23 protein-coding genes are annotated in these 22,194 nt (G+C 53.1%); 12 read left to right on the top strand and 11 right to left on the bottom strand.

Translation table 11 applies throughout. The annotated features are described in order from the left end of the window. Positions 1 to 24 precede the first annotated feature (24 nt). Positions 25 to 1,251, bottom strand: a complete 1,227-nt coding sequence (locus QQJ87_RS04275) for a pyridoxal phosphate-dependent aminotransferase (protein WP_284280184.1) — start codon at positions 1,249 to 1,251, stop codon at positions 25 to 27. 107 nt (positions 1,252 to 1,358) lie between these two features. On the opposite strand from QQJ87_RS04275, the gene QQJ87_RS04270 reads away from it, so the two are divergent. The 4 genes from QQJ87_RS04270 to QQJ87_RS04255 all read left to right on the top strand — a co-directional run bounded on the left by QQJ87_RS04270 (position 1,359) and on the right by QQJ87_RS04255 (position 4,377). After that, on the top strand, positions 1,359 to 1,733 hold the full coding sequence (locus QQJ87_RS04270) for an Mth938-like domain-containing protein (protein ID WP_284280183.1): 375 nt from the start codon (positions 1,359 to 1,361) through the stop codon (positions 1,731 to 1,733). A gap of 12 nt (positions 1,734 to 1,745) precedes the next feature. Further along, positions 1,746 to 2,117: an SMR family transporter gene (locus QQJ87_RS04265; RefSeq protein ID WP_284280181.1), complete on the top strand. Its 372-nt coding sequence runs from the start codon at positions 1,746 to 1,748 to the stop codon at positions 2,115 to 2,117. Between the two features lie 72 nt (positions 2,118 to 2,189). Next, positions 2,190 to 2,657 (top strand): peroxiredoxin, encoded by a 468-nt coding sequence (locus QQJ87_RS04260; RefSeq protein WP_284280180.1) that lies wholly within the window; start codon positions 2,190 to 2,192, stop codon positions 2,655 to 2,657. Positions 2,658 to 2,727: 70 nt separating this feature from the next. Then, the gene (locus QQJ87_RS04255) at positions 2,728 to 4,377 is read left to right on the top strand and encodes a PhoH family protein (RefSeq protein WP_284280179.1); all 1,650 of its coding nucleotides are present in this window, start codon (positions 2,728 to 2,730) and stop codon (positions 4,375 to 4,377) included. Positions 4,378 to 4,391: 14 nt separating this feature from the next. Here QQJ87_RS04255 and QQJ87_RS04250 read toward each other — a convergent pair whose 3' ends face one another. The 7 genes from QQJ87_RS04250 to QQJ87_RS04220 all read right to left on the bottom strand — a co-directional run bounded on the left by QQJ87_RS04250 (position 4,392) and on the right by QQJ87_RS04220 (position 10,080). Then, positions 4,392 to 5,768: a replicative DNA helicase gene (locus QQJ87_RS04250; RefSeq protein ID WP_284280388.1), complete on the bottom strand. Its 1,377-nt coding sequence runs from the start codon at positions 5,766 to 5,768 to the stop codon at positions 4,392 to 4,394. Positions 5,769 to 5,908: 140 nt separating this feature from the next. Then, entirely contained in the window at positions 5,909 to 6,358 is a 450-nt protein-coding gene (gene rplI, locus QQJ87_RS04245; protein WP_284280178.1) for a 50S ribosomal protein L9, read from the bottom strand. 17 nt (positions 6,359 to 6,375) lie between these two features. Beyond that, a complete protein-coding gene (gene rpsR, locus QQJ87_RS04240; RefSeq protein ID WP_284280177.1) occupies positions 6,376 to 6,645 on the bottom strand; it encodes a 30S ribosomal protein S18 in 270 nt (89 codons plus the stop codon). Between the two features lie 12 nt (positions 6,646 to 6,657). After that, positions 6,658 to 7,005 (bottom strand): primosomal replication protein N, encoded by a 348-nt coding sequence (gene priB / locus QQJ87_RS04235; protein WP_284280176.1) that lies wholly within the window; start codon positions 7,003 to 7,005, stop codon positions 6,658 to 6,660. A 27-nt stretch (positions 7,006 to 7,032) separates the two neighbouring features. Next, positions 7,033 to 7,443, bottom strand: coding sequence for a 30S ribosomal protein S6 (gene rpsF, locus QQJ87_RS04230; RefSeq protein ID WP_284280175.1), 411 nt, complete (start codon positions 7,441 to 7,443; stop codon positions 7,033 to 7,035). A 131-nt stretch (positions 7,444 to 7,574) separates the two neighbouring features. Next, complete coding sequence (locus QQJ87_RS04225) at positions 7,575 to 9,209, bottom strand: AMP-binding protein (protein WP_284280387.1); 1,635 nt, start codon at positions 9,207 to 9,209, stop codon at positions 7,575 to 7,577. A gap of 145 nt (positions 9,210 to 9,354) precedes the next feature. Further along, positions 9,355 to 10,080: an FFLEELY motif protein gene (locus tag QQJ87_RS04220; protein ID WP_284280174.1), complete on the bottom strand. Its 726-nt coding sequence runs from the start codon at positions 10,078 to 10,080 to the stop codon at positions 9,355 to 9,357. 164 nt (positions 10,081 to 10,244) lie between these two features. Between QQJ87_RS04220 and QQJ87_RS04215 the strand changes: the two genes are divergently transcribed. Continuing rightward, positions 10,245 to 11,693 carry a coniferyl aldehyde dehydrogenase gene (locus QQJ87_RS04215; RefSeq protein WP_284280173.1) on the top strand — a complete coding sequence of 483 codons (1,449 nt, stop codon included), beginning with the start codon at positions 10,245 to 10,247 and terminating at the stop codon, positions 11,691 to 11,693. A 15-nt stretch (positions 11,694 to 11,708) separates the two neighbouring features. Next, positions 11,709 to 12,716: an esterase/lipase family protein gene (locus QQJ87_RS04210; RefSeq protein ID WP_284280172.1), complete on the top strand. Its 1,008-nt coding sequence runs from the start codon at positions 11,709 to 11,711 to the stop codon at positions 12,714 to 12,716. A 6-nt stretch (positions 12,717 to 12,722) separates the two neighbouring features. Here QQJ87_RS04210 and QQJ87_RS04205 read toward each other — a convergent pair whose 3' ends face one another. Next, positions 12,723 to 14,708: an SDR family oxidoreductase gene (locus QQJ87_RS04205; RefSeq protein WP_284280171.1), complete on the bottom strand. Its 1,986-nt coding sequence runs from the start codon at positions 14,706 to 14,708 to the stop codon at positions 12,723 to 12,725. A 153-nt stretch (positions 14,709 to 14,861) separates the two neighbouring features. On the opposite strand from QQJ87_RS04205, the gene QQJ87_RS04200 reads away from it, so the two are divergent. From QQJ87_RS04200 to QQJ87_RS04185, 4 genes are all read left to right on the top strand, one after another. Then, a complete protein-coding gene (locus QQJ87_RS04200) occupies positions 14,862 to 15,329 on the top strand; it encodes a phasin family protein (protein ID WP_284280170.1) in 468 nt (155 codons plus the stop codon). A gap of 11 nt (positions 15,330 to 15,340) precedes the next feature. After that, the gene (locus QQJ87_RS04195) at positions 15,341 to 16,591 is read left to right on the top strand and encodes a patatin-like phospholipase family protein (protein WP_284280169.1); all 1,251 of its coding nucleotides are present in this window, start codon (positions 15,341 to 15,343) and stop codon (positions 16,589 to 16,591) included. A gap of 99 nt (positions 16,592 to 16,690) precedes the next feature. Next, entirely contained in the window at positions 16,691 to 17,359 is a 669-nt protein-coding gene (locus QQJ87_RS04190) for a TetR/AcrR family transcriptional regulator (protein WP_284280168.1), read from the top strand. A 25-nt stretch (positions 17,360 to 17,384) separates the two neighbouring features. Continuing rightward, the gene (locus tag QQJ87_RS04185; RefSeq protein ID WP_284280167.1) at positions 17,385 to 17,639 is read left to right on the top strand and encodes an acyl-CoA-binding protein; all 255 of its coding nucleotides are present in this window, start codon (positions 17,385 to 17,387) and stop codon (positions 17,637 to 17,639) included. Positions 17,640 to 17,688: 49 nt separating this feature from the next. Here QQJ87_RS04185 and QQJ87_RS04180 read toward each other — a convergent pair whose 3' ends face one another. Next, on the bottom strand, positions 17,689 to 19,290 hold the full coding sequence (locus QQJ87_RS04180) for a peptide chain release factor 3 (RefSeq protein WP_284280165.1): 1,602 nt from the start codon (positions 19,288 to 19,290) through the stop codon (positions 17,689 to 17,691). Between the two features lie 206 nt (positions 19,291 to 19,496). On the opposite strand from QQJ87_RS04180, the gene QQJ87_RS04175 reads away from it, so the two are divergent. Together QQJ87_RS04175 and QQJ87_RS04170 are read left to right on the top strand one after the other, a co-directional pair. Next, the gene (locus QQJ87_RS04175) at positions 19,497 to 20,087 is read left to right on the top strand and encodes a hypothetical protein (protein ID WP_284280164.1); all 591 of its coding nucleotides are present in this window, start codon (positions 19,497 to 19,499) and stop codon (positions 20,085 to 20,087) included. 656 nt (positions 20,088 to 20,743) lie between these two features. Continuing rightward, a complete protein-coding gene (locus QQJ87_RS04170) occupies positions 20,744 to 21,217 on the top strand; it encodes a hypothetical protein (protein WP_284280163.1) in 474 nt (157 codons plus the stop codon). Here QQJ87_RS04170 and QQJ87_RS04165 read toward each other — a convergent pair. Continuing rightward, positions 21,165 to 21,992: an IS1595 family transposase gene (locus QQJ87_RS04165; RefSeq protein ID WP_284280162.1), complete on the bottom strand. Its 828-nt coding sequence runs from the start codon at positions 21,990 to 21,992 to the stop codon at positions 21,165 to 21,167. The genes QQJ87_RS04170 and QQJ87_RS04165 overlap by 53 nt on opposite strands. Between the last annotated feature and the right edge of the window lie 202 nt (positions 21,993 to 22,194).

Raw genomic sequence — 22,194 nt, 5'->3', positions numbered from 1 at the left:
TCTGCTTGATTGCACAAGCCAAATTCAGCTTGCGTGTTTTTTTCGGTAGGTTTCGAGGAATCGTGCAATTCTACCCATCGCATCGGTCAAATCGTCGGTGTTAGGTAGAAAAACGACCCGAAAATGATCCGGAGTGGGCCAATTGAAGCCCGTGCCCTGAACCACAAGGACTTTCTGCGCTTCCAACAATTCCAGAATGAATTTCTGGTCATTTTCGATTGGATAAAGCTTGGCATCCAGTTTTGGAAACAGATACAAGGCCGCCTTGGGTTTGACGCAACTCACCCCCGGAATGGAGGTCATCATGTCGTAGGCCAGATTGCGTTGGCGAGTCAAACGACCGTTGGGGCCCACCAAGTCGTTGATGCTTTGATACCCACCCAGCGATGTCTGAATGGCAAACTGCCCCGGTACGTTGGCACACAAACGCATGGAGGCCATGATACCGAGACCGTCGATGTAATCTGTGGCATGACGCTTGTCACCGGAAATCACCATCCAGCCCGCACGATAACCGCAGGCACGGTAGTTCTTGGATAGACCATTCATGGTGATGAACAGCACGTCATCGGCCAGTGAAGCGATGGACGTGTGCTCAGCGCCGTCGTAGAGCACCTTGTCGTAAATTTCGTCAGCAAAAATAATCAGCTGATGTTCGCGCGCAATTTGAATAATCTCGCGCAGCACCGATTCAGGATAGAGCGCGCCCGTCGGGTTATTCGGGTTGATGATGACCATTGCCTTGGTCTTCTCGTTGATGAGCGATCGCATGTGATCCAGATCAGGGTACCAATCCGATTGCTCGTCACACAGATAATGACGTGGTCGCCCACCCGAGATGCTGACCGCGGCGGTCCACAAAGGGTAGTCGGGCGCGGGCAACAACACCTCATCACCGTTGTTTAGCAGGCCCTGCATGCTCATGACGATCAATTCGCTGACGCCATTGCCAACAATGATGTCATCCAGCGTGACGCCCTGAATCTGCTTTTGCTGGCAATAATGCATAATGGCTTTGCGCGCAGCAAACATGCCTTTGCTGTCGCTGTAGCCGGACGCTTCACCCAGATTCTTGATCACGTCCTGGCGAACCTCATCGGGCGCTTCGAAACCAAAAGGGGCCAGGTTTCCGATGTTAAGCTTCAGGATGCGATGCCCTTCCTCTTCGAGCTGACGCGCTCGCTGCATCACGGGTCCACGAATGTCATAACAAACGTTGGCCAGTTTGGCAGATTTGAGAATGGGCTTCATAGTGACCTGTAAAATGGGGTTGTGCTAAACAATTAGCGAAGCCTGTTAATTTAACCTTTCCGGCCATACTCTGCCAAGCAGAATGGCCATAGAAGTACGAGTTTTCAATGAAATTCCAACCAGAAATCATCGACGGCCAACACATTGTTCAAAGCTACGACAGTGAAGGCGTGGTTATCAACGGAAAAAAGCACGCGCACAGCGTTGTTTTCGGCACCAATTTGCCGGTCACGCAGTGGGAAAATGCCTCTCTCGACCTTTCCACCGGGATGTTCGAATGGCTCTACAGCACCAGGCCGGAAGACACCGAAGTCCTGATTATCGGCACCGGCGCGAAACAGGTGTTTCCAAGCGCAGACATTCGCCGCTTTTTTGCACAAAAAAACTGCCCGGTTGAATACATGGACACCCAGGCGGCCTGCCGCACCTATAACATTCTGGTTGGTGAAGGCCGCCACGTGGTTGCCGCCATTCTGATCTGAAGAACTGACCCCATGACCCCTGTCGCGCTTGCTTTGATTTTAACCGGTGTTGGCCTGAATGCCTGCGCCCAGTTTCTGCTGAAAATGGCCACCAACAAGGTGGGTGTAATCGAAGCATCCAGCGCGCTCAGCCTGAGTGCCATGTCCGCGCTGTTCTTGCAGTGGCCGATGATTCTGGGGCTGTTTTGTTACGGGTTTTCATTGCTGGTCTGGCTGATGGCCTTGTCCAGAACTGAAGTCAGTTTGGCCTACCCCATGCTGTCGATTGGTTACGTCGTAAATGCCTTCGCAGCCCAGTATTTCCTGGGTGAAACCGTGAGCCTTCAACGCTGGCTTGCCATCGGCGTAATCGTGGTTGGCGTGGCACTTTTGGCGCGATCATAAGACCTGCCGGGCTTTTTGCAAGGCAGCTTTGGTTATACTCAATCGAGTTGATCAAACCTGAGGAGTAAGCCCATGACAGTTGAAATCGGAAAAGTAGTAAGCCCGTTCAAAGCGACTGCCACACATGGTGAATTTGATCTGACCGCCCACAAGGGCAAAGTGGTCGTTATTTACTTTTACCCCAAAGACAACACTCCTGGTTGCACCACTGAAGGCGAAAACTTCCGTGATTTGCACGACCAGTTTTCGAAGGCAGGGGCTGTGGTGGTAGGGGTGTCCAGAGATTCCCTGAAGTCACACCAAAACTTCAAAGCCAAAATGGCTTTCCCATTTGAATTGATTTCGGACCCCGACGAGGCGCTGTGCCTGCTTTTCGACGTCATGAAAATGAAAAACATGTACGGCAAACAGGTGCGCGGCGTTGAAAGAAGTACCTTTGTAATCAACAGGAAAGGTGTTCTTGTTCAAGAATGGCGCGGGGTAAAGGTACCGGGTCACGCACAGGCGGTACTTGACTTTGTCACCACAATTCAGGACTAATATAAGCAAAGCGACGCGGGAGTGACGACCCCGCTTTTACAAGCCTTCCCTTGAAACGACTCGTTGACACATGCCTCTGCCAAAAGAACCGAACAAACTCGCCACTACTCTGACAGACATTCCTCCAATTGCAGCGCCAAAAGCCAAGCGAAGCACAAAAAAGCCAGCATCACGGGTTGTTGACATTCCCCCTGAAGCCGCTGAAAGCAGCAATGTGGCGCTGCTCAAACCGACCAGTGAAGCGCCGGCCAATGTTTTGAAGTCAGTCAATCCAGGACCGAGACTTGCCTCGGTGAAACAGGGCACGACGGTCAGAAGAGCAAAACGCCAGGTCAAGGACGGGGGTAAAAAGATTTTCGTGCTCGACACCAACGTGTTGATGCACGACCCAACCTCCCTGTTTCGCTTCGAAGAACACGATGTGTTCCTGCCTTTGATCACGCTTGAAGAGCTGGACAATCACAAAAAGGGCATGTCTGAAGTGGCAAGGCACGCCCGGCAAGTCAGCCGTTCGCTGGATGCGCTGATGGAGAACATCGGTGACATTGAAGCAGGGGTAAACCTGAACCGACTGGGCAACATCGACGCCATGGGCAAACTGCTGGTGCAAACCACCGAGTTGCAGGCCGATCTGCCTAAAACCCTACCGGTGGGCAAGGCAGACAATCAAATTCTGGGTGTGGTGTATGCGCTTGCAAAGCAACACCCTGACCGTGAAGTGGCACTGGTGTCCAAAGACATCAACATGCGCATCAAAGCGCGTGCCTTGGGCCTGCTGGCCGAAGATTATTTCAACGATCAGGTGCTGGAAGATCGTGATCTGCTCTACTCCGGCTTTCAGGAATTGCCCGCTGACTTCTGGGAAAAGAACAGCAAAGGCATCGAGAGTTGGCAGCAGGCGGGATCGACTTTCTACAAAATCAGTGGCCCAGCCGTCAAAGAAATCATGGTCAACCAGTTCGTGTATTGCGACGCTGGCCTGCCCCTGATTGCCCAGGTCAAAGAAATCAATGGCAAAACGGCAACCCTGCAAACCTTGCGGGACTTCAGCCACAGCAAAAACGCGGTGTGGGGCATCACGGCACGAAATCGGGAGCAGAACTTCGCCCTGAACCTGCTGATGAATCCCGAATGCGACTTCGTCACGCTTTTGGGTCAGGCTGGTACGGGTAAAACCCTGCTGGCACTGGCGGCAGGTCTTTCACAAGTGCTTGAAAGCAAGCTGTATTCTGAAATCATCGTGACCCGTGCAACAGTGCCGGTCGGTGAAGACATCGGCTTCCTTCCGGGCACGGAAGAAGAAAAAATGGCGCCGTGGATGGGCGCATTTGAAGACAACCTGGAGGTGTTGAACAAGCCAGACCCTTCCAGTGGAGAATGGGGCCGAGCCGCCACGAACGACCTGATCCGCACCAAGATCAGGGTGAAGTCGATGAACTTCATGCGCGGCCGAACCTTCATCAACAAATTCCTGATCATCGATGAGGCTCAAAACCTGTCGCCGAAGCAGATGAAAACCCTGATTACGCGTGCGGGGCCTGGCACCAAGGTCATTTGTTTGGGTAACCTTGCCCAGATTGACACCCCCTACCTTACCGAGGGCTCTTCGGGACTGACCTATGTTGTTGACCGCTTCAAAGGATGGCCACACGCGGGGCATATCACGCTGCAGCGGGGTGAGCGGTCACGCTTGGCCGATTACGCGTCCGACAATCTATAAAGCCATGAGGGCGTTTACTCGCCCTCTGGCTGGGGTCCTGCGTAATTCTCAAATTTCGTGTATTGCCCAAGAAAGGTCACGCGAACGGTGCCAATTGGACCGTTACGTTGCTTGCCGATAATAATTTCGGCGGTGCCTTTGTCTGGCGAGTCGGGGTTGTAAACCTCGTCGCGATAGATGAACAGAATCACGTCGGCGTCCTGCTCAATGGCACCGGATTCGCGAAGGTCGCTCATCACAGGGCGTTTGTTGGGTCGTTGTTCAAGGGAACGGTTCAGCTGCGACAGTGCAATCACGGGGCAATTCAGTTCCTTGGCCAAACCCTTGAGTGACCGTGAAATTTCGGAAATTTCAGTGGCCCTGTTTTCACCGGGCGAAGAAGACCCCATCAACTGCAAATAGTCGATAATCACCAGCCCCAACTGCCCACACTGGCGTGCCAAACGACGGCATCGAGCGCGCACCTCCATCGAGGACAGCGCAGGGGTTTCATCGATGAACAGCTGTGCATTCTGCATTTTTGACACGGCGTAAGTCAGTCTGGGCCAATCTTCATCCGTCAGCCGCCCGGTGCGCAGGCGATGCTGGTCAAGCCGACCGACCGAACCCAACAAACGCATGGCCAGCTGGGTGGCCCCCATTTCCATGGAAAACACGGCCACTGCATGACCCTCTTCAACCGCGACATGCTCACCAATGTTCAAACTGAACGCGGTCTTACCCATCGACGGGCGGCCCGCCACAATGATCAGATCACCGGGCTGCAATCCGGACGTTTTGGAATCGAGGTCCACAAAACCCGTAGAAATGCCAGTAATGTCGCTGTTGCTGTCCCTGTGGTACAGCTCGTCAATGCGCTCCACCACCTTGCCAAGAACAGGCTGAAGGTCTTGAAAACCACCCGCGCCCCTTGATCCCTCTTCCGCGATTTTGAATATCTTGCTTTCAGCCTCGTCAAGCAAGGCCTTGGTGTCGCGCCCTTGCGGATTCAAAGCGCTGGTTGCAATTTCATCACTGATGGTGATCAATCGCCTCAGCACCGCACGATCCCTGACGATTTCGGAGTAGCGGCGAATGTTGGCGGCAGAGGGCGTGTTGGTGGCCAAGGTATTCAAATAAGCCAGCCCACCCACGTCTTCCGCTTTGCCTGATGACTGCAGGGATTCATACACCGTGACGACGTCGGCGGGCTTCGAGCCATCGATCAGCTTGGCAATGTGTTCGAAAATGATCCGATGGTCATAACGATAAAAATCGTCCGCACGAATCACATCACCAATTCTGTCCCAAGCCTGATTGTCCAGCAGAAGGCCACCGATGACCGATTGCTCCGCCTCCATGGAATGAGGGGGCACTCTCAGCATGGCCACGTCGGAATCGGGTTGGTTCATATTGGGAATGTCATTCATGGTGTAATTGAGTTCAGGATGATCAATGAAAAAGGCCACCTTGGAAGGTGGCCTTCTGGCCAGACCAGACGGTCTGACGAGTATAGCTGATTAAGCCCTTGAAGCCTTTGGTCGCAGGGACTTTAGGCGGCTTCGCCTGCTACAACTACTTTCAGGTCGATCACGACGTCAGGGTGCAATGCAACTGACACTTCGTGCTCGCCTGCGATCTTGATGGGACCGTCAGGCATGCGAACCTTGGAACGCTCGATCGCAAAACCCTTGGCAACCAGCTCGGCAGAGATGGTGTGGGTGGTGACAGAACCGAACAGACGACCATCTACACCGGCCTTTTCGCTCAGTTGAACCACGAAATCGGCCAACTTGCCTGCCAGTGCTTGCGCTTCTTTCAGCTTTTCTGCTGCAGCCTGCTCAAGCTCGGCACGACGTGCTTCAAATTCGGCAATTGCGGACTCGGTTGCGCGCTTGGCCTTGCCGTAAGGGATCAGGTAGTTACGTGCGTAACCATCCTTGACGCGAACGACGTCACCAAGCTGACCCAGATTGGATTTTTCCAACAAAATAACTTGCATGTTGTTCTCCTGAGGGCTTAGTGGTTGTCAGTGTATGGAACCAGCGCAAGGAAACGGGCACGCTTGATGGCGGTGTCCAGTTGACGCTGATAGTGAGCCTTGGTACCAGTGATGCGGGCAGGCATGATTTTGCCGTTTTCACCGATGAAATCCTTGAGTGTCTCGATGTCTTTGTAATCGATCTGCTCGACCTTGGCCACGGTGAAGCGACAGAACTTCTTGCGCTTGAACAGCGGGTTTTGCTGAGGACGGCGTCCTTTGCGATCATTTTTACGACCAAAAGCCATAAATTTCTCCAACTATTTGGAAGCTTCAGCTTGCCTTGCGGCCTTTTGCATGTTGCAAATGTGGAACTGAAGCTTTTTTTGTTTATGCGAACGAAGCGCGATAAAACCAGACCAGATCATTTCTGAACCCAATTCAAGTTTGCTGATGCTGTTTGCCAGTGAGCCCAGTGAAATGGCGTCAATGACGCATTGCACGGTTCGGGGATTGCTGGCCTCGATTTGCACACTTTCGTGTTGCAGCTCCATTTCACACACGGGCACACCAGCAGGTGTGTATCGCAATGTGGATTTGGAAATCAGCGTGGCTTGCAGTTCAAACTGATTGGTGGGTTGGCTTGTGTCGGCTTCCTCCTGATTCAATGTTTTGCCTTGACGTTAAACGCGAGATCAGTTGTCGTCGTCGCTGTCTGAATCGTCGTCTGAGCTGTCATCGCTAGAAGAAGCAGAGGCTGTGGCAGCCTTGCGCTCTTGCTCACGCTGAACTTCCTTCATCATTGGCGAAGGTGCTGTTTCGGCTTTTTTCATTTTGACGACCAAGTGGCGCAGCACGGCGTCGTTGAATTTGAAAGCATGCTCAAGCTCTTCCAGAACGCTTTGCTCACATTCGATGTTCAGCAAAACATAGTGGGCTTTGGCCAGCTTTTGGATTGGGTAAGCCAGTTGGCGGCGACCCCAGTCTTCGTGACGGTGAATTTTACCGCCCGCTGTTTCGATGATTCCACGGTATCTCTCGACCATGGCGGGCACTTGCTCGCTTTGATCGGGATGCACGATGAAAACGATTTCATAGTGACGCATTGAATAAACTCCTATGGATTTTCCATCATTGGAAAAGCTGCCAAACCCCCATGGCTGGCAGCAGGGAACCCGAGATTATACTGATCAAGTCACTGAAAAGCAATGAATATCCCGGGGTTTTTGGCAACCGGTCAGGCTTTTTGTGCAGCGAGCTTTTGACGCTCTTGGTCGCGCAGTTCACGGCGCAACACTTTGCCGACCGGTGACTTGGGAAGCTCGGCCATGAATTCGACATGACGGGGAATTTTGTAGGCTGTCATGTGCTTGCGGCAATGTTCGATGATGGCCTGCTCGGTCAGATCGGGGTCTTTGCGAACCACAAACAATTTGACGGCCTCGCCTGTTTTTCCATCGGGAACACCCACAGCCGCCGCCTCAAACACACCCGGGTGCAGAGTAGCCGTCGCTTCGATCTCTTTCGGATACACGTTGAAGCCCGAGACAAGAATCATGTCTTTTTTACGGTCAGTTATAAAAAAGTATCCCTGTTCATTCATGTAGGCAATGTCACCCGTCTTTAACCAGCCGTCTTGCGTCAGAATTTCAGCGGTTTCGCGGGGTTTGTTCCAGTAACCACGCATCACCTGCGGCCCCTTCACGCACAGCTCGCCTTCTTGACCCGTTGGAAGCTCAACAAAATCGTCGTCACGAATTGAAACCAAGGTCGAAGGAACAGGCAAACCAATGGACCCGTTGTATTCTTCGTGCAGCGGGTTGATACACACGGCAGGAGAGGCTTCGGTCAGGCCATACGCCTCGGACAGCCGGGTGCCGGTAATTTTCTTCCAGCGCTCGGCCACAGAGGGCTCGATGGCTGCACCACCGCCGAGCACAAGCTTGACGTGGGAAAAATCAACTTTGTCAAAATCGGGCGTATTCAGCAGGCCATTGAAAAGCGTATTGACACCAGTCAATGCCGTAAATGGCACGCTGGACAGGATTTTGACAAAACCCTGCATATTGCGAGGGTCGGTGATGAGCACGCAGTGCCCACCCACCTTCATGAACACCAGAATATTGGCCGTCAGACAGAAGATGTGATACATCGGCAGCGCGGTAATGGCGATTTCACGTCCCTCCTCCACATCCTGACTAAGCCAGCTGGAAGCCTGCTGCAGGTTGGCCACAATGTTGCCATGGGTCAACATGGCCCCTTTGGCCACGCCTGTGGTGCCGCCTGTGTATTGAAGGAAAGCCAGGTCATCGTGAGACAGATTGACTTTCTTCAGCTCTTGATCACGCCCAAAGCGAAGTGCTTTGCGGGTGGTGATGGCCCCCGCCAGACTGAATTTGGGAACCAGCTTCTTGACGTAGCGAACCACGAAATTGAGCAAAACACGCTTGAAAAAGCCGTGCATTTCGCCGATTGAGGCCAACACGATGTGTTCAACAGGCGTGTTCTGCAACACGCTTTCCAGGGTATGTGCCACATTCTCGAAAATTACAATCACCTTGGCGCCTGAATCGCGCAACTGGTGCTGAAGCTCTGTAGGCGTGTACATGGGATTGACATTCACCACCACGAAACCAGCGCGAATGGCACCCAACATGGCGACGGGATATTGCAGCAAATTGGGCATCATCAAAGCCACGCGGTCGCCCTTTTTGGTACCGGGCAAGCTTTGCAGATAAGCGCCAAAATCGCGAGTCAATTGATCCAGCCGTTCATAGGTGAGCGACGTACCAAGGTTGCTAAAGGCCGTATTGGCTGCAAATCGCTGGCAGGCATTTTCAAAAATGTCGCGCACAGACGCAAATTCGCTCATGTCGATTTCAGGCTCTACACCCGGGGGATAGCTACTGATCCACGCCTTTTCAGTCACAAAGGTCTCCTGTTCCGCTTTTTTAAGTTGCCCAATTATACTGCCCAGCCGTCGCCCCGCGTTTCAGCGGTCCTACGGAAGCGGCACATCAACGCCGAATTTCATCGTAAAGCGCCTCAAAACTGCAGGCACCACTTGACCGCACGGTCTCCAGCAACAATCGCTCCCGGTTTTGAATGGCCTCAAAAAAGCGCTGCGGATCCCGAAGACTCTTGAATGCCCGGACGCCCTCAGTGAGAAAATCGTGGAATTCCTCTAAATTTGCCTTTTGCGCTGCACCACGCGTCATTTTCAGAATGGTGGACAACAAGGGCAGTCGCAACAGTCGATGCAGGGACTGCCCGACGTCCCCTATCAAGTCGATTTGTTGTTGACGAATTTCCCACGCGTCGAGATTGCGAAAGGCCTCCAGATACGCTTCGTCGGACAGACACTCCTCAGAAAATGAATCCAGCTCCATCAACTTCGAGGCGAGTTCGGTGTCCATTTTTTCAGCCAGCCAATCGGTGTAAAGCACCTTACGCAATACGTCTACAGCGGCAGAGGGCAAAATGCCTTCAGCTTTGGGAACGATCCGTTCAACTTGCTGGTCCCGCCGAGACAAGTCACCTGCACCGTACAAACGCTCCAGAAAAAAAAGCGCTGCAGCGCGAGTGGACTCATCTTCAAGCAACTTCTGATGTGTATCAGCCAATCTCTTGTTTTGAAATATTTTCACCAGGATTTTTATTCGCTGGAGATTCGAATTTTCTGGCGAGCTGCTGCGCATGCGGCTGATGTCTTTTTGAATGGCGCTCAGGCTTTCTTTGTTCACGTTGGATACAGATCAATTGGCGTGGATGCATTGTAACGTTTGCCAAAGACAGACCAGATGGTCGACGCACTCCGGTAGCCTCATATCGCAGTGCACAATAATCAGACATGGAAAATAGTCAAAATTTATGTTTACATTCGTTAATTGTGTATGGAGACAAAACAATGAACGCGCCATCAACTGAATTGGGTCAAGAGCTGTCAGCAGTAGAACTCAAGGCCACCCTGGATTCACTCAAAAGCAGTTACCACGCCAATCCTTACCCAAGTTGGGAAGAACGCAAAGTCTGGTTGAAAAACCTGAGCGATGTGATCTTCAACAACAAGATGCGCATCGCGCAAGCCATTTCGGAAGATTTTGGTTATCGGTCTCCAAACGACACCTTACTGGCCGAAGTGTTTCCGAGTCTCGAAGGCATTCGTCATGCGCTGAGCCACGGCAAGCGCTGGATGAAATCTCAAAAGAAAACGGCGTCAATCTGGTTCAAGCCAGCAAGCACTGAGTTGATGCCCCAGCCCTTGGGCGTGATCGGGGTTATCGTGCCCTGGAACTATCCCCTGTTTTTGTCAGTGGGCCCCCTGACGGCAGCCCTGGCTGCGGGCAACCGTTGCTTCATTAAAATGAGCGAATACACACCGCGATTCAGCGTCCTTATGGAAGAGTTGCTGACTCAGGCTTTGGGTCGGGACGTGGTGCAAGTCGTCAATGGTGGCCCTGCTGTGGCGGCAGAATTTAGCAAGTTGCCCTTCGATCATTTGCTGTTCACAGGTTCTACACCCGTTGGTAAATTGGTGATGAAGGCGGCCAGCGAAAACCTGGTGCCTGTCACGCTGGAGCTGGGCGGCAAGAGCCCGGCCATCGTGTCCCCAGACTGCGCCAAAGACCCCAAGCGTTTCCACAATGCCGTGGCTCGCACTTTGTCTGGCAAGTGCATCAACGCGGGTCAGACCTGCATTGCACCCGACTACATGCTGGTGCCCAAAGGGACTGAGCAGCAGGTGGTGCAGTACGCGCGTGAAATTGTGCGCAAGCGCTTTCCGGAAGGGGTCAACTCCAAAGACTTTACCGGGATTGTCTCTGACAAGCATGCGGGTCGCCTGCAGCGATTGATTGACGAGGCCGAAGAAAAAGGCGCCAAGGTGGAATACATCATGCCGCCCAACCCCACAAGCCGCAAAGTGCCAATGACCTTCTTGCTGAACACGCCTGAAGACTCGATGGCCATGACCGAAGAGATTTTCGGACCAGTCATGCCGATCATTGGCTACGACAATCTGAATGATGCGATGGAATACATCAAAGCCAGACCCAGACCCCTGGCGCTGTACCTGTTCGATGACAACAAACACACTCAAACCCAAGTGATGCAGCAGACCATTGCCGGTGGTGTTTGCCTGAATGACACCTTGTTCCACATTGCGCAGGATCACCTGCCCTTTGGTGGTGTGGGCGACTCTGGCATGGGCCATTACCACGGCAAGTTTGGTTTTGACACCATGTCCAAACTGAAACCGATATTCAAGCAGAACAAGCTTAACGCCATGGAACTGCTGGCGCCACCCTATGGCAAGCTGTTCAGCATCATGACTTCCTTGCTGACACGCAAGGTGTAACTCGCGCACTGCCCCGTGATACGCCAGCTGAATCGTTTGTATTGGCTGGCGTACGGCTGTGTGGTTTACCTGCTCTACCTGGTGGCACGACACTTGGTGGGCATGGAAATCGACAACGCCATTTTGGCGGCCCTCTGCATCGTTTTCGGCGTTCTCTTTGCGGGGCACGCCGTTTTTCACGCAGGCGGCTTTGCCTTGTCGCTGAGTGTTCGCCAACTTCCTCAGGTTCGAGATCAAAAGCTGCCTTTTCAAAGAGCAGCCGAGCAAGGCATACGCCCACTGACCCCATGGGGTTGGTTCAAGGCAATCTGGTTTGAAAGCTGTGCCTCTTTCGCGCTGATCAGCTGGCTACAACCCTGGGCCAGACACATTGATCGCATTGAATTGGCTGACAAAGCCTGGCGCCAAACCAAGCCCCTGCCCGTCCTTTTGATTCATGGCTACCTTTGCAACGCCGCTGTGTGGAGCAGCACGCGCCAGCGGTTGGCCAAGCTCGGTGTCAGTACATCGGCCATTACGCTGGAGCCAGCCATCGGTTCAATTCGGGCGTATTCTGAAATGATCGCCCAAGCCATTGATGATTTGAAAGCAGCCACGGGCGCGCCACGGGTGAAGATTATTGCCCACAGCATGGGTGGGGTGGCCCTGCGATACTCGGTGACAGAACATGGCCATGCAAACATCGACAGCGTATTGACGATCGGCAGCCCGCACTATGGCACAGCACTCAGCACGCTGGGGGTGGGGAAAAATGTGCGGCAGATGGCCTGGGCCAGCCCATTTTTAAAACGCCTCAGAGAACACCCGGCCGACCGGGAATTTCAAGGCAAGATAACTTCCATCTGGAGTGGGCAGGACAACATCGTCAGCCCGCCCTGCTCTTCCATGCTGGAGTTTGGCCAAAACCTGCTGATCAACGGCTCTGGACATTTGGCACTGATCTCTCACCCCATCGTAACCGACTGGATAGAGCACTGGCTGGTTGACGCGCCGGTCGCGTACAAGCAGCCAGTGGCGGGTTAAACCCGATCAGAAGTGAATGCCTTGCAGCAGCGTCGTAAAGGCGATCTGATCGGCGGTGGGAGCCGACGCCTTCTTGTCCTTTGAAGCTGACGTTGAATCGGGGAACATCCGGAATGAGGTGTTCATGACGATTTGAGCCGTTTTGGGCACCACAGCGTGCATCACCTGTCCCAAAATACCCAAGCGAGTGGCGATACGAACCGGCTTTTGAATAATCGCCTGCGCGATCATGTCTGCGGCTTGCTCGGGCGTCAACGTGGGTACGTTGTTGTAGAGCTTGGTGGGGGCAATCATGGGCGTCTTGACCAGCGGCATGTTGATGGTCGTGAATCGAATGTTCATGTCCGCAAACTCGGATGCGGCACACCGGGTCCATGAATCCAGCGCCCCTTTGGACGCCACATAGGCAGAAAACCGGGGGGCGTTGGTCAACACGCCAATCGATGAAATGTTGATGACATGCCCTTGACGGCGCTCCATCATCTTCGGCAACAATCCGTAAGTAACCCGCAGAGCGCCAAAATAGTTCAACTGCATGGTGCGCTCCAGATCGTGAAAACGGTCAAAGCTGTTTTCAATGCCTCTGCGAATGGACCGGCCAGCATTGTTGATCAGCACGTCAACATGTCCAAAATCGGACAGCAGTTTTTTCACAAACAGGTCGCAATCGTCCATGTTTGCAATGTCGACGGCATAGGTGTGAACGGTGTGGCCGTCTTTCTTGATGAGGTCTTGCGCTTCTTTGAGTTTCTCTGGGTCGCGCCCGCAAATAATGGTAACGGCACCAGCAGCAGCAATTTTTTGGGCTGCCGCAAGACCAATGCCGGACGATCCACCGGTGATGAGCACCACCTTGTCCTTCACCTGTCCGCTCAGTGTTCGGTCAATGAACAAAGACGGATCCAGGTGACGCTCCCAGTAGTCCCAAACTGCCCAGGCGTAATTTTCAAGATCAGGGCACTCAATGCCACTGCCAGCCAGGGCCGCGGTGGTGTCGCGGCAGTCATACCGGGTTGGCCAGTTGATGTACCCCATGACGTCTTGCGGCAGGTCGAGGTCTTTCATGACGGTATTGACAATGCGTCGGACGGGGGTCAGTGACATCAGGCCCTTTTTCACACCTTTGGGGATGAAGCCGAACATGGCGGCGTTCAGTCGAATTTCCATTTTGGGTGCATGCGCTGCCTTGGCAAATATGTTGAGCACATCGCCAATGCGATAGGGCTTGGGGTCGACCAGGTGGAAGGCCCGCTTGTCCAACCCGGTCTTGTGCGCAATGTGATCCATCGCATTGACTACGAAATCGACTGGGACAATGTTGATGCGGCCACCTTCAATGCCGATGGTGGGTACCCAGGCTGGCAACATTTTGCGCATTTTTTGGATGAGCTTGAAAAAATAATAGGGGCCGTCGATCTTGTCCATTTCACCCGTCTTGGAATCCCCCACGACAAAAGCAGGACGATAGACTCGCCAATTCCCCTTCACTGAGCGACGAACGATCGCTTCCGAATCGTGCTTGGTCCTGAAATACGGGTGATCGAGATTTTCGGCCTCGTCGAACATGTCTTCCCGAAAGATGCCCTCGTACAAACCCGCCGCCGCGATAGACGAGACATGCTGAAAGCACCCGGCACCAATGGCATTGGCCAGATCCACAGCATTCTGCGTGCCTTTGATGTTGGTTTCGATCTGGCTTTCAGCGTCGGCCATCAAGTCATGAATGGCAGCCAGATGGAAAAAATGCTCGATATTGCCGGTCAATAATTTGACGTCAGCGGCTTTCAAGCCAAGCTTGGCCTTGGTCAGATCGCCCACCAGCGGGACGCATTGACCTTTCTTGGCCCCCCAGTATTTTTGAAGCTCGGGCACTTTGTCTTTGCTGGATTCCCGGATCAGAAAATAGATGGTTCCCTTGCGTTTCTGATCCACCAACCTTTTAATCAGGCGTTTTCCGATAAAGCCCGTGGCACCCGTGACGAAATAATTCATGTGAATATGGCTCCTGTCTTCGTGATTGTGTGTGCAAGCGTTTAAGATTTTTTCTCGGGATTTAGTGTGTGCTCTCTAGTGGAACGTGGCTACACTTAGGAAGATTTTAGGCACAAAAAGTTTCAATCAACAATATTAAATCGGAGACACCGAATGGTCGGAAAGAAGAAGGGGATCAAGTCTGTTGCCGAAAACCCGGTTACGGGTGCAGTGAAAGACAGTGCGCAACAACTTTGGACGGCCGGTCTTGGCGCGATCAACAAAGCGCAAGAAGAAGGCAACAAAGTGATCGAAAATCTGGTGAAAGAAAGCCAGGAAATCCAGGAGCGCACGGTGAAGTTTGCAGATCAAAAAGTCGTTGAAGTAACAGGAAAAGTCAGCAAGTTGGCGGGCACAGTGTCCAGCAAAGCCACCCAACACTGGGACAAGCTGGAGCAGGTTTTTGAAGAGCGGGTCGCTCGTGCATTAAGCCGCCTTGGCGTTCCGACCAACAAAGATGTTCAGCAACTGGCTGAACGCATCGAACAACTCTCTCAGGCCATCGCTGACCTGACAGGCAAAGGCGCTGACAGCAAACCAGCCGCCAAGCGAACCACCACACGCACCAAGAAAACGTCCTGATCCTCTCTGACATGGATCAAGCCGTTAAGAAGCCATCCATCGGGCTTGCGCTCGCTGGAGGCGGCCCACTGGGCGCCATTTACGAAATTGGCGCACTGGTTGCATTGTCTGAAGCCGTAGAAGGCTTGGACCTCAATGACATGGACGTTTACGTCGGCGTGTCGGCGGGCGGCATTGTAGGCGCTGGCCTGGCACACAACCTGACGCCGTTGCAAATCTACAAGCTGTTCATCGAAGGCGAACCGGAGGAGTTTGCGTTTGATCCCTCCATTCTTCTGAAGCCGGCCTTCAGGGAATACTGGACCAGGCTTCGCAAAATTCCAGGACTGCTTGTAACCGCTCTGTCTGACTACTTTTTACGCGACGACGCCACGTGGGTCAGCTCAATTGAGCGGCTTGGCGCTGCCATTCCGACGGGGTTGTTCAACGGCGACAAACTGCATGAGTGGATGGCAGACCTGATTGCCAAAGGTGGCGGCACCAACGATTTCAGAACCTTGAAATCCAAGCTGATTCTGGTGGCCACAGATCTGGACTCAGGCGAATCCATACCTTTCGGAGCCCCCGGGCACGATGATGTACCCATCTCGAAAGCCGTACAGGCCTCCGCTTCGCTGCCCGGCCTGTTTCCGCCGGTGCGAATTGGGAACCGATACTTCGTGGACGGGGCCCTGAAAAAGACGCTTCACGCCTCCACCGCTTTGAAGGAAGGCGTAGAACTGCTGCTTTGCCTGAACCCGCTGGTGCCCTACGACGACCGTTTGAACCCGCGCAGTCGTCGAAGAGCCAAGGGCAAGGCATTTCAACCCGGCTCCCGGCTTTACGAGGGCGGTTTGCCGCTGGTGCTTTCCCAAACCTTTCGTTCCATTATTCATTCGCGAATGGACATTGGCATGGAGCGCTATGGTCACCAGTACCCTGGCATCGACATCGTGCTGTTTGAGCCACAGCATGGCGACGGCGAATTTTTCTTCACGAACCCCTTCAGCTATGCAAGCCGAAGGCGCCTTTGCGAACACGCCTACCAGCGCACCCGCGAGGAGCTGTGGGCGCGCCGACACGACCTCTCGGAAAAATTTGCACGTCATGGGCTTTTTCTGAATCTCGAAGTGCTGAAAGACCCGACCCTGCAGTTGGCGCACAAGGTTTCGAAACGGCCTGCCCGCGCCGGTTCAATCGTGTCCAAGTTCGATCAGCTCGAAGATTCCCTGAATGAGCTGGATCGTTATCTGAAAATCGCAAAAACCAGACAAACGGCCTGAACGCTTTCTAAAGGCCGTTTTCTTTGGTGTAATCTGTAAAAAGTAGCGTCCGCAAGACAAGGTACGCACAACAAGGGCTCGACAGGAGACACAGGCAGAATGGAACGTAAAGCTCCAAGAAGAACCAGAGAAAGAATTCTCGATCTCTCTTTGCGATTGTTCAACGAATTTGGTGAACCCAACATCACCACCACAGTCATTGCCGATGAAATGAACATCAGCCCCGGCAATCTGTACTATCACTTCCGAAACAAAGACGACATCGTCAACTCCATTTTTGCAGGTTTCGAAAAGGAAATTGACGGCCTGCTTGACGTGCCAGCCAACCGCCAGGCCAACATCGAAGATGCATGGCTGTATCTGCAAGTGCTCTTTGAATTGATTTGGCGCTACCGCTTTTTGTACCGCGATCTGAATGATCTGCTGTCGCGCAACCGCACACTTGAAATCCATTTCAAGCGCATCTTGAAGCACAAGGTCGACGTGGCCCGCAAACTGTGTGAAGGCCTCGTGGAGTCGGGTGACATGATGGCCAAGCCCGCTCAAATTGAAGCGCTGGCAACCAACATGGTCGTGGTGGCCACCTATTGGCTGTCATTTGAATATGTTCGGGATCCTCGACATTTCAATGACGAAGCCACCATGAGTGCGGCGCTGGCCAACGGGGTTTATCAAACCATGTGCTTGCTTGCCCCGTATTTGCAGGGCTCATGCAAAGATTTGTTTGAGAGCCTGGCGCAGGCTTTTGTGACTGACGAAATTCAATGACTATAAAAACCCAAAGGAGATATGAATGAGCGATTTGTTGAAACGTTTTGAAACGGCGGTTGCTGAATCAAAAAACCTGCCAGCAAGACCAGACAACCAAACCCTGCTGAAGATCTATGCCCTGTTCAAGCAAGCCAGCGAGGGAGACAACACCGGCAAACGCCCAGGCTTTACAGACATCGTGGGCCGAGCCAAATTTGACGCCTGGAAAAATCTGGAAGGCACCAGCAAAGAACAGGCCATGCAAAATTACATCGACCTGATCGAATCGCTGAAATAAAAAAAGGCCAGTCTGAGACTGGCCTTTTTTCGATCCACCCCTCACAGATTCAACGGTTGGCCAACAACAGGCCCGCGTGCTCCCGCATGGGATGAAACTCGATGGACTCCCAACGCTTTTGCATGACATCCAGGTCAAACCTGGAAGTGGCCAAAAAGGCCTGCGTGTCGGCGGCGTCGGTGACGATCCGGTTGATGTTGGCATCGATGAACTTGCGCAAATCCGCCGGATTTTTGCTGGTGACCCAGCGGGCGCAGGTGTAACGGCTGGGCAGCAAACGCACATCCACACCGTATTCGCCTTTCAAACGCGCTGCCACCACTTCAAACTGCAACTGTCCGATTGCCCCCAACAACATTTCAGATCCCATCAGGGGCTTGAAAACCTGAATTGCACCTTCCTGCCCAAGCTCGGCCAGGCCTTTTTGCAACTGCTTGCTTCGCATGGGGTCTTTTAATTCGACCGCAGAGAACAGTTCTGGGGCAAAAAACGGCAAACCGGTGAACTGCAGGCTTTCACCTTCACTGAGAGAGTCACCCAACTGCAATCCACCGTGGGTGGTCAGGCCGATGATGTCGCCTGCATAGGCTTCTTCGACCCTGTCGCGCCGCTGGGACAAAAACGTGACCACACTCGTTGGCCTGAAGTCTTTTCCCGTGCGCAAGACTTTGAATTTCATACCGTGCTCGAACCGGCCCGACAGAACACGCACGAAGGCAATGCGGTCGCGATGTGAGGGGTCCATGTTGGCCTGAATCTTGAACACCACACCGGTGAATTTGGATTCCACCGGCGACACCTCACGCTCTATGGCGTGCCGTGGGCCAGGATGTGGTGCGACATCCACCAGCGCGTCCAGCACTTCTTTGACACCGAAGTTGTTGACGGCAGAGCCAAAGAACATGGGCGTTTGCTGACCCGCCAGAAAAGCCTCAGCATCAAACTCGGGAGCCGCCGTTTTTACCAAATCAATTTCTTGCTCGGCAGTCGCAAATTCAGCCCCAAAACGATTGCGAAGGGTATCTAGGTCATCGCCCTGGATGATTTCGTCCTGATCGCTGCGACGATCTTCACCGGGCGTAAACACGCGCATGTGGTTTTTGCGAATGTCAAAAATGCCATGAAACAATTTGCCCTGCCCCACTGGCCACGCAAAAGGCACGCAGGGAATGCCCAGGGTGCTTTCAATTTCATCCATGAGCTCAAGTGGTTCACGAACCTCTCGATCCAGCTTGTTGACAAAGGTGATGATCGGGGTGTTGCGTGCGCGACACACTTCGATCAGTCGCAAGGTTTGGGGCTCCACACCATTGGCCGCGTCGATCACCATCAGCGCGGCATCCACGGCAGTTAGAACGCGATAGGTGTCCTCTGAAAAATCCTGGTGGCCCGGGGTGTCCAGCAGATTGATCACTTGGTCCCTATATTCCATCTGCATTACAGACGACGCCACTGAAATGCCCCGCTGCTTTTCGATCTCCATCCAGTCGGAGGTTGCATGGCGCGAGGCCTTGCGCGCCTTTACACTGCCCGCAATCTGGATTGCACCCGCAAACAGCAACAGCTTCTCTGTCAGCGTGGTTTTGCCCGCGTCGGGGTGGGAAATGATGGCGAAAGTGCGACGGCGCTTGACTTCGGATTGGATGGACACGGCGAGTAAATTTGACGTAAACCCGCGATTTTACACTGATCTGCAACGCCTTGGGAAACCTTTGAGTCGCCCTGTAACGATGCCCAAACCCCTGGCGATGACAGGCAGATTAGTATAGAGCCTCAGGTTCAAACCCTTTCATTGAGTGAATGGTTTTCATATAGTGTCACTGGATTTCACATTCGACCACGTCCCAGGAGACCGCTATGTACGCATTTGAAAAGACAGCAGAACTGCTGACCAAAACCAACGAAGAACTGAAGAGCCAACACCAGGCCGCTGCTAAAGCCCTGAACGGTTTCGTTCAAACCCAGTTTGGCCTGATTTCCCAGGGCCTGGGCACCGCCTTTACTGCCGCTGAAAAGCTGCCCTACGCTGACAAGTCAATCGTTGTGACCACACGCACAGAACTGAAGCAGGGTCTGGAGAAAGTGGTGGGTCTGAGCCAGACTTACACACAGAAAGGTGTAGAACTGTTTGAAACTCAACTGCCCGTCGTAATTGACAAAGGCTTTTCATACGCTGCCCTGGCCCTTTCACAGGCCGAATCACTGACTGAAAACGCCATCACCATGGGCACCACAGCCCTGGAACAGGTCAAAAAAAATGAAGCCCTGAAGCCAGTGATTGAGCAGGCCACCCAGATCGCCGAACAGCTGTACAAAAAAGTAGGCGTGAAGGCTGCCGTTTCAGGCGAAGAAAAAGCCGAAAAGAAAGCCGCTGCCAAAAAGCCCGCTGCGAAGAAGGCCACTGCCACACGCACCAAGAAAGCCGCTGCGCCAAAGGCCGCTGCCTAATTCGTGCCGAAATGAAAAAAGCCGCCCACAAGGCGGCTTTTTTTTTCGTCCTGACGGCATTATGTAGCAGGTGAACAAATCAAGGGCCCCACTTCGGGGCCTTTTCAATCCCTCTTTTTCCCTACACTTAGAGCAAAGCCCAGTGCGGCTTTTACTCTGATTGAAGAAAGAAAAATGGCGGATAACCTCACAGTTTACGGACTCAAACATAAAAAAGCTCGGCTGCTTGGCCAACGGGTTCGGATAGTTCAACAGATGAAACCTCTTCTTGCGAAGATATCGGAATTGCAGGCTCAACTTTCCGCATTTGAGTCCGAGTGCCGAGTAATTGAGGAACAGGTAGCGGTCCTAACAAACACTCTGGAGGCCCTTGGCTCCTCTCAAACTGTTGAGGCGGTAAAAGACTGTGCCAAATGGGCTAACGGGCAGCGGCGTGGTTCATTTAAGACGGAGCTTCTTAAAGCTTTACATCAAACAGATGTGCCACAGACCACGCGTGAAATAGCCATAACGATTGGCAAGGCGCTTGGGCTCGATACTGACAACCCTGTCGTGTGGAATAAGCTTCGCCATCAGACGAAGGACTACCTCAACTTGCTAAAAAAGAGTGGCGACGCAGTTCTACTTCAATCTAACCAAGCTATAGGTGGGTCACTGTGGCAAAGACCCTAGGCTTGCGAGAGGTCCGCCCGGCGCACTGCGACGCCCTTCTGAATAGGTACGCCACAGCACTGAGTGAATTGCACTATTGGTCGCAAGACCCCGAAACCTCGCCACAGGCAGAGGATGCGAGAAAGCGGGTCGAATTGTTGGCCAGCAGCTTGATTATTTTCGGTCTGTCACCCGAAGCAGTGACGGCCAAAAGGTACACGCCGCCAAACACCCGACTAATCGGCGCGGCCTTAGACCGTGTTGTGCTCAAGCCTCTTAAGCTGGGCCAGACACTCACCCTTGGTGAAATGGTTGCCGTATTCCTTGCTCACAATGGATTGGCCAACGCCAAGACTGAGCGCCAACTACGACAAGTCGAGCTGGATATTGCACGACGTCTTGCACACCACGTTGCCCAGGGGCTGGTCATACAAAGGGGTGAACATTACCAGTTCTCAATTCAGCGGCGGTCACGATAGCTGGGTTGCGCTTTTTGTTGCCCTGCCAATACTTGGCAAAGCTTCGAGACGGCTCATTTCTCATCAGCTTTTGCCCCAACAGGCGAAATTGGAATCCGTTGCTTGTTCGTCGCCAGTCTTCCCGAAATACGATTTCATTGGCGTAGAGGTCGATGTGCTTCTGAGCCAGCTTGTGAATTTGACCGTCCACCAAACGACGCATTCGTGAGAAGAATGACTCAGCCTGGTTTTGGTTGATGCCATCGTCATTCGGGTACTCCTCCTCGTGGTTGACCACCTCATGGATGTAATCCGGATGCTTGGAAAGCGCCGAATAGGCATTGTGACCGTCTGTAAAGACATGAGAGCCTGGAAGCACGTATCTTTCAACTGCCGCCAAGACATCATCAGGGTTCTCAGACTTCAGGATGACCGTTATGCTGCGCTCCGCGCCTCGGGCAAAATCCTTGGAGCGCTGGCGTAAGGCCAGCACCACGCATTTCAGTGGGTTTTGGTTGGGTTCAAGCCGCAAGTCTTTGCGGTCGGTCTTCTTATTAGCTTTGCGTACAGCCGTTTTGAGGTAACCCCCGTCAATCTCAACGACTCCTTCAAGGGGGTTCAAGATTCGCTCCTTGAACAAGGTGTCACGCACCTTTTGAAGCAATACATAGGCGGTCTTGTAGGACACACCAATCTCGCGACACATCTGGAGGGCGGACAGTCCTTTGACGCTGTTGACGAAGAGCACGATGGCCGCCAGCAGGGTCCGCAGCGGTAGTTTGTGAGAGTTGAACACCGTGCCAGAAGTGAGAGAGAAGAAACCATGGCAGTGCTTACAGCGCCAGCGGCCTGGAACCGACTTACCATCCATACCAACCTTGGTCCCTTTGAAGAATTGGTGTGTGTCGAAAACGGAGCAGCGCGGGCACGCCTGTTTGCGTATTCTGGCCGAAACTGGACACGGTTTCTGGCTGAAACTGGACACCGTTTCCAGAGCA

It is taken from the genome of Limnobacter litoralis (genome assembly GCF_030160455.1).
Classification (GTDB): Bacteria; Pseudomonadota; Gammaproteobacteria; order Burkholderiales; family Burkholderiaceae_B; genus Limnobacter; species Limnobacter litoralis.
Note: the sequence above shows the minus strand (reverse complement) of the source record. Positions and strands in the feature narration are given on the sequence as shown.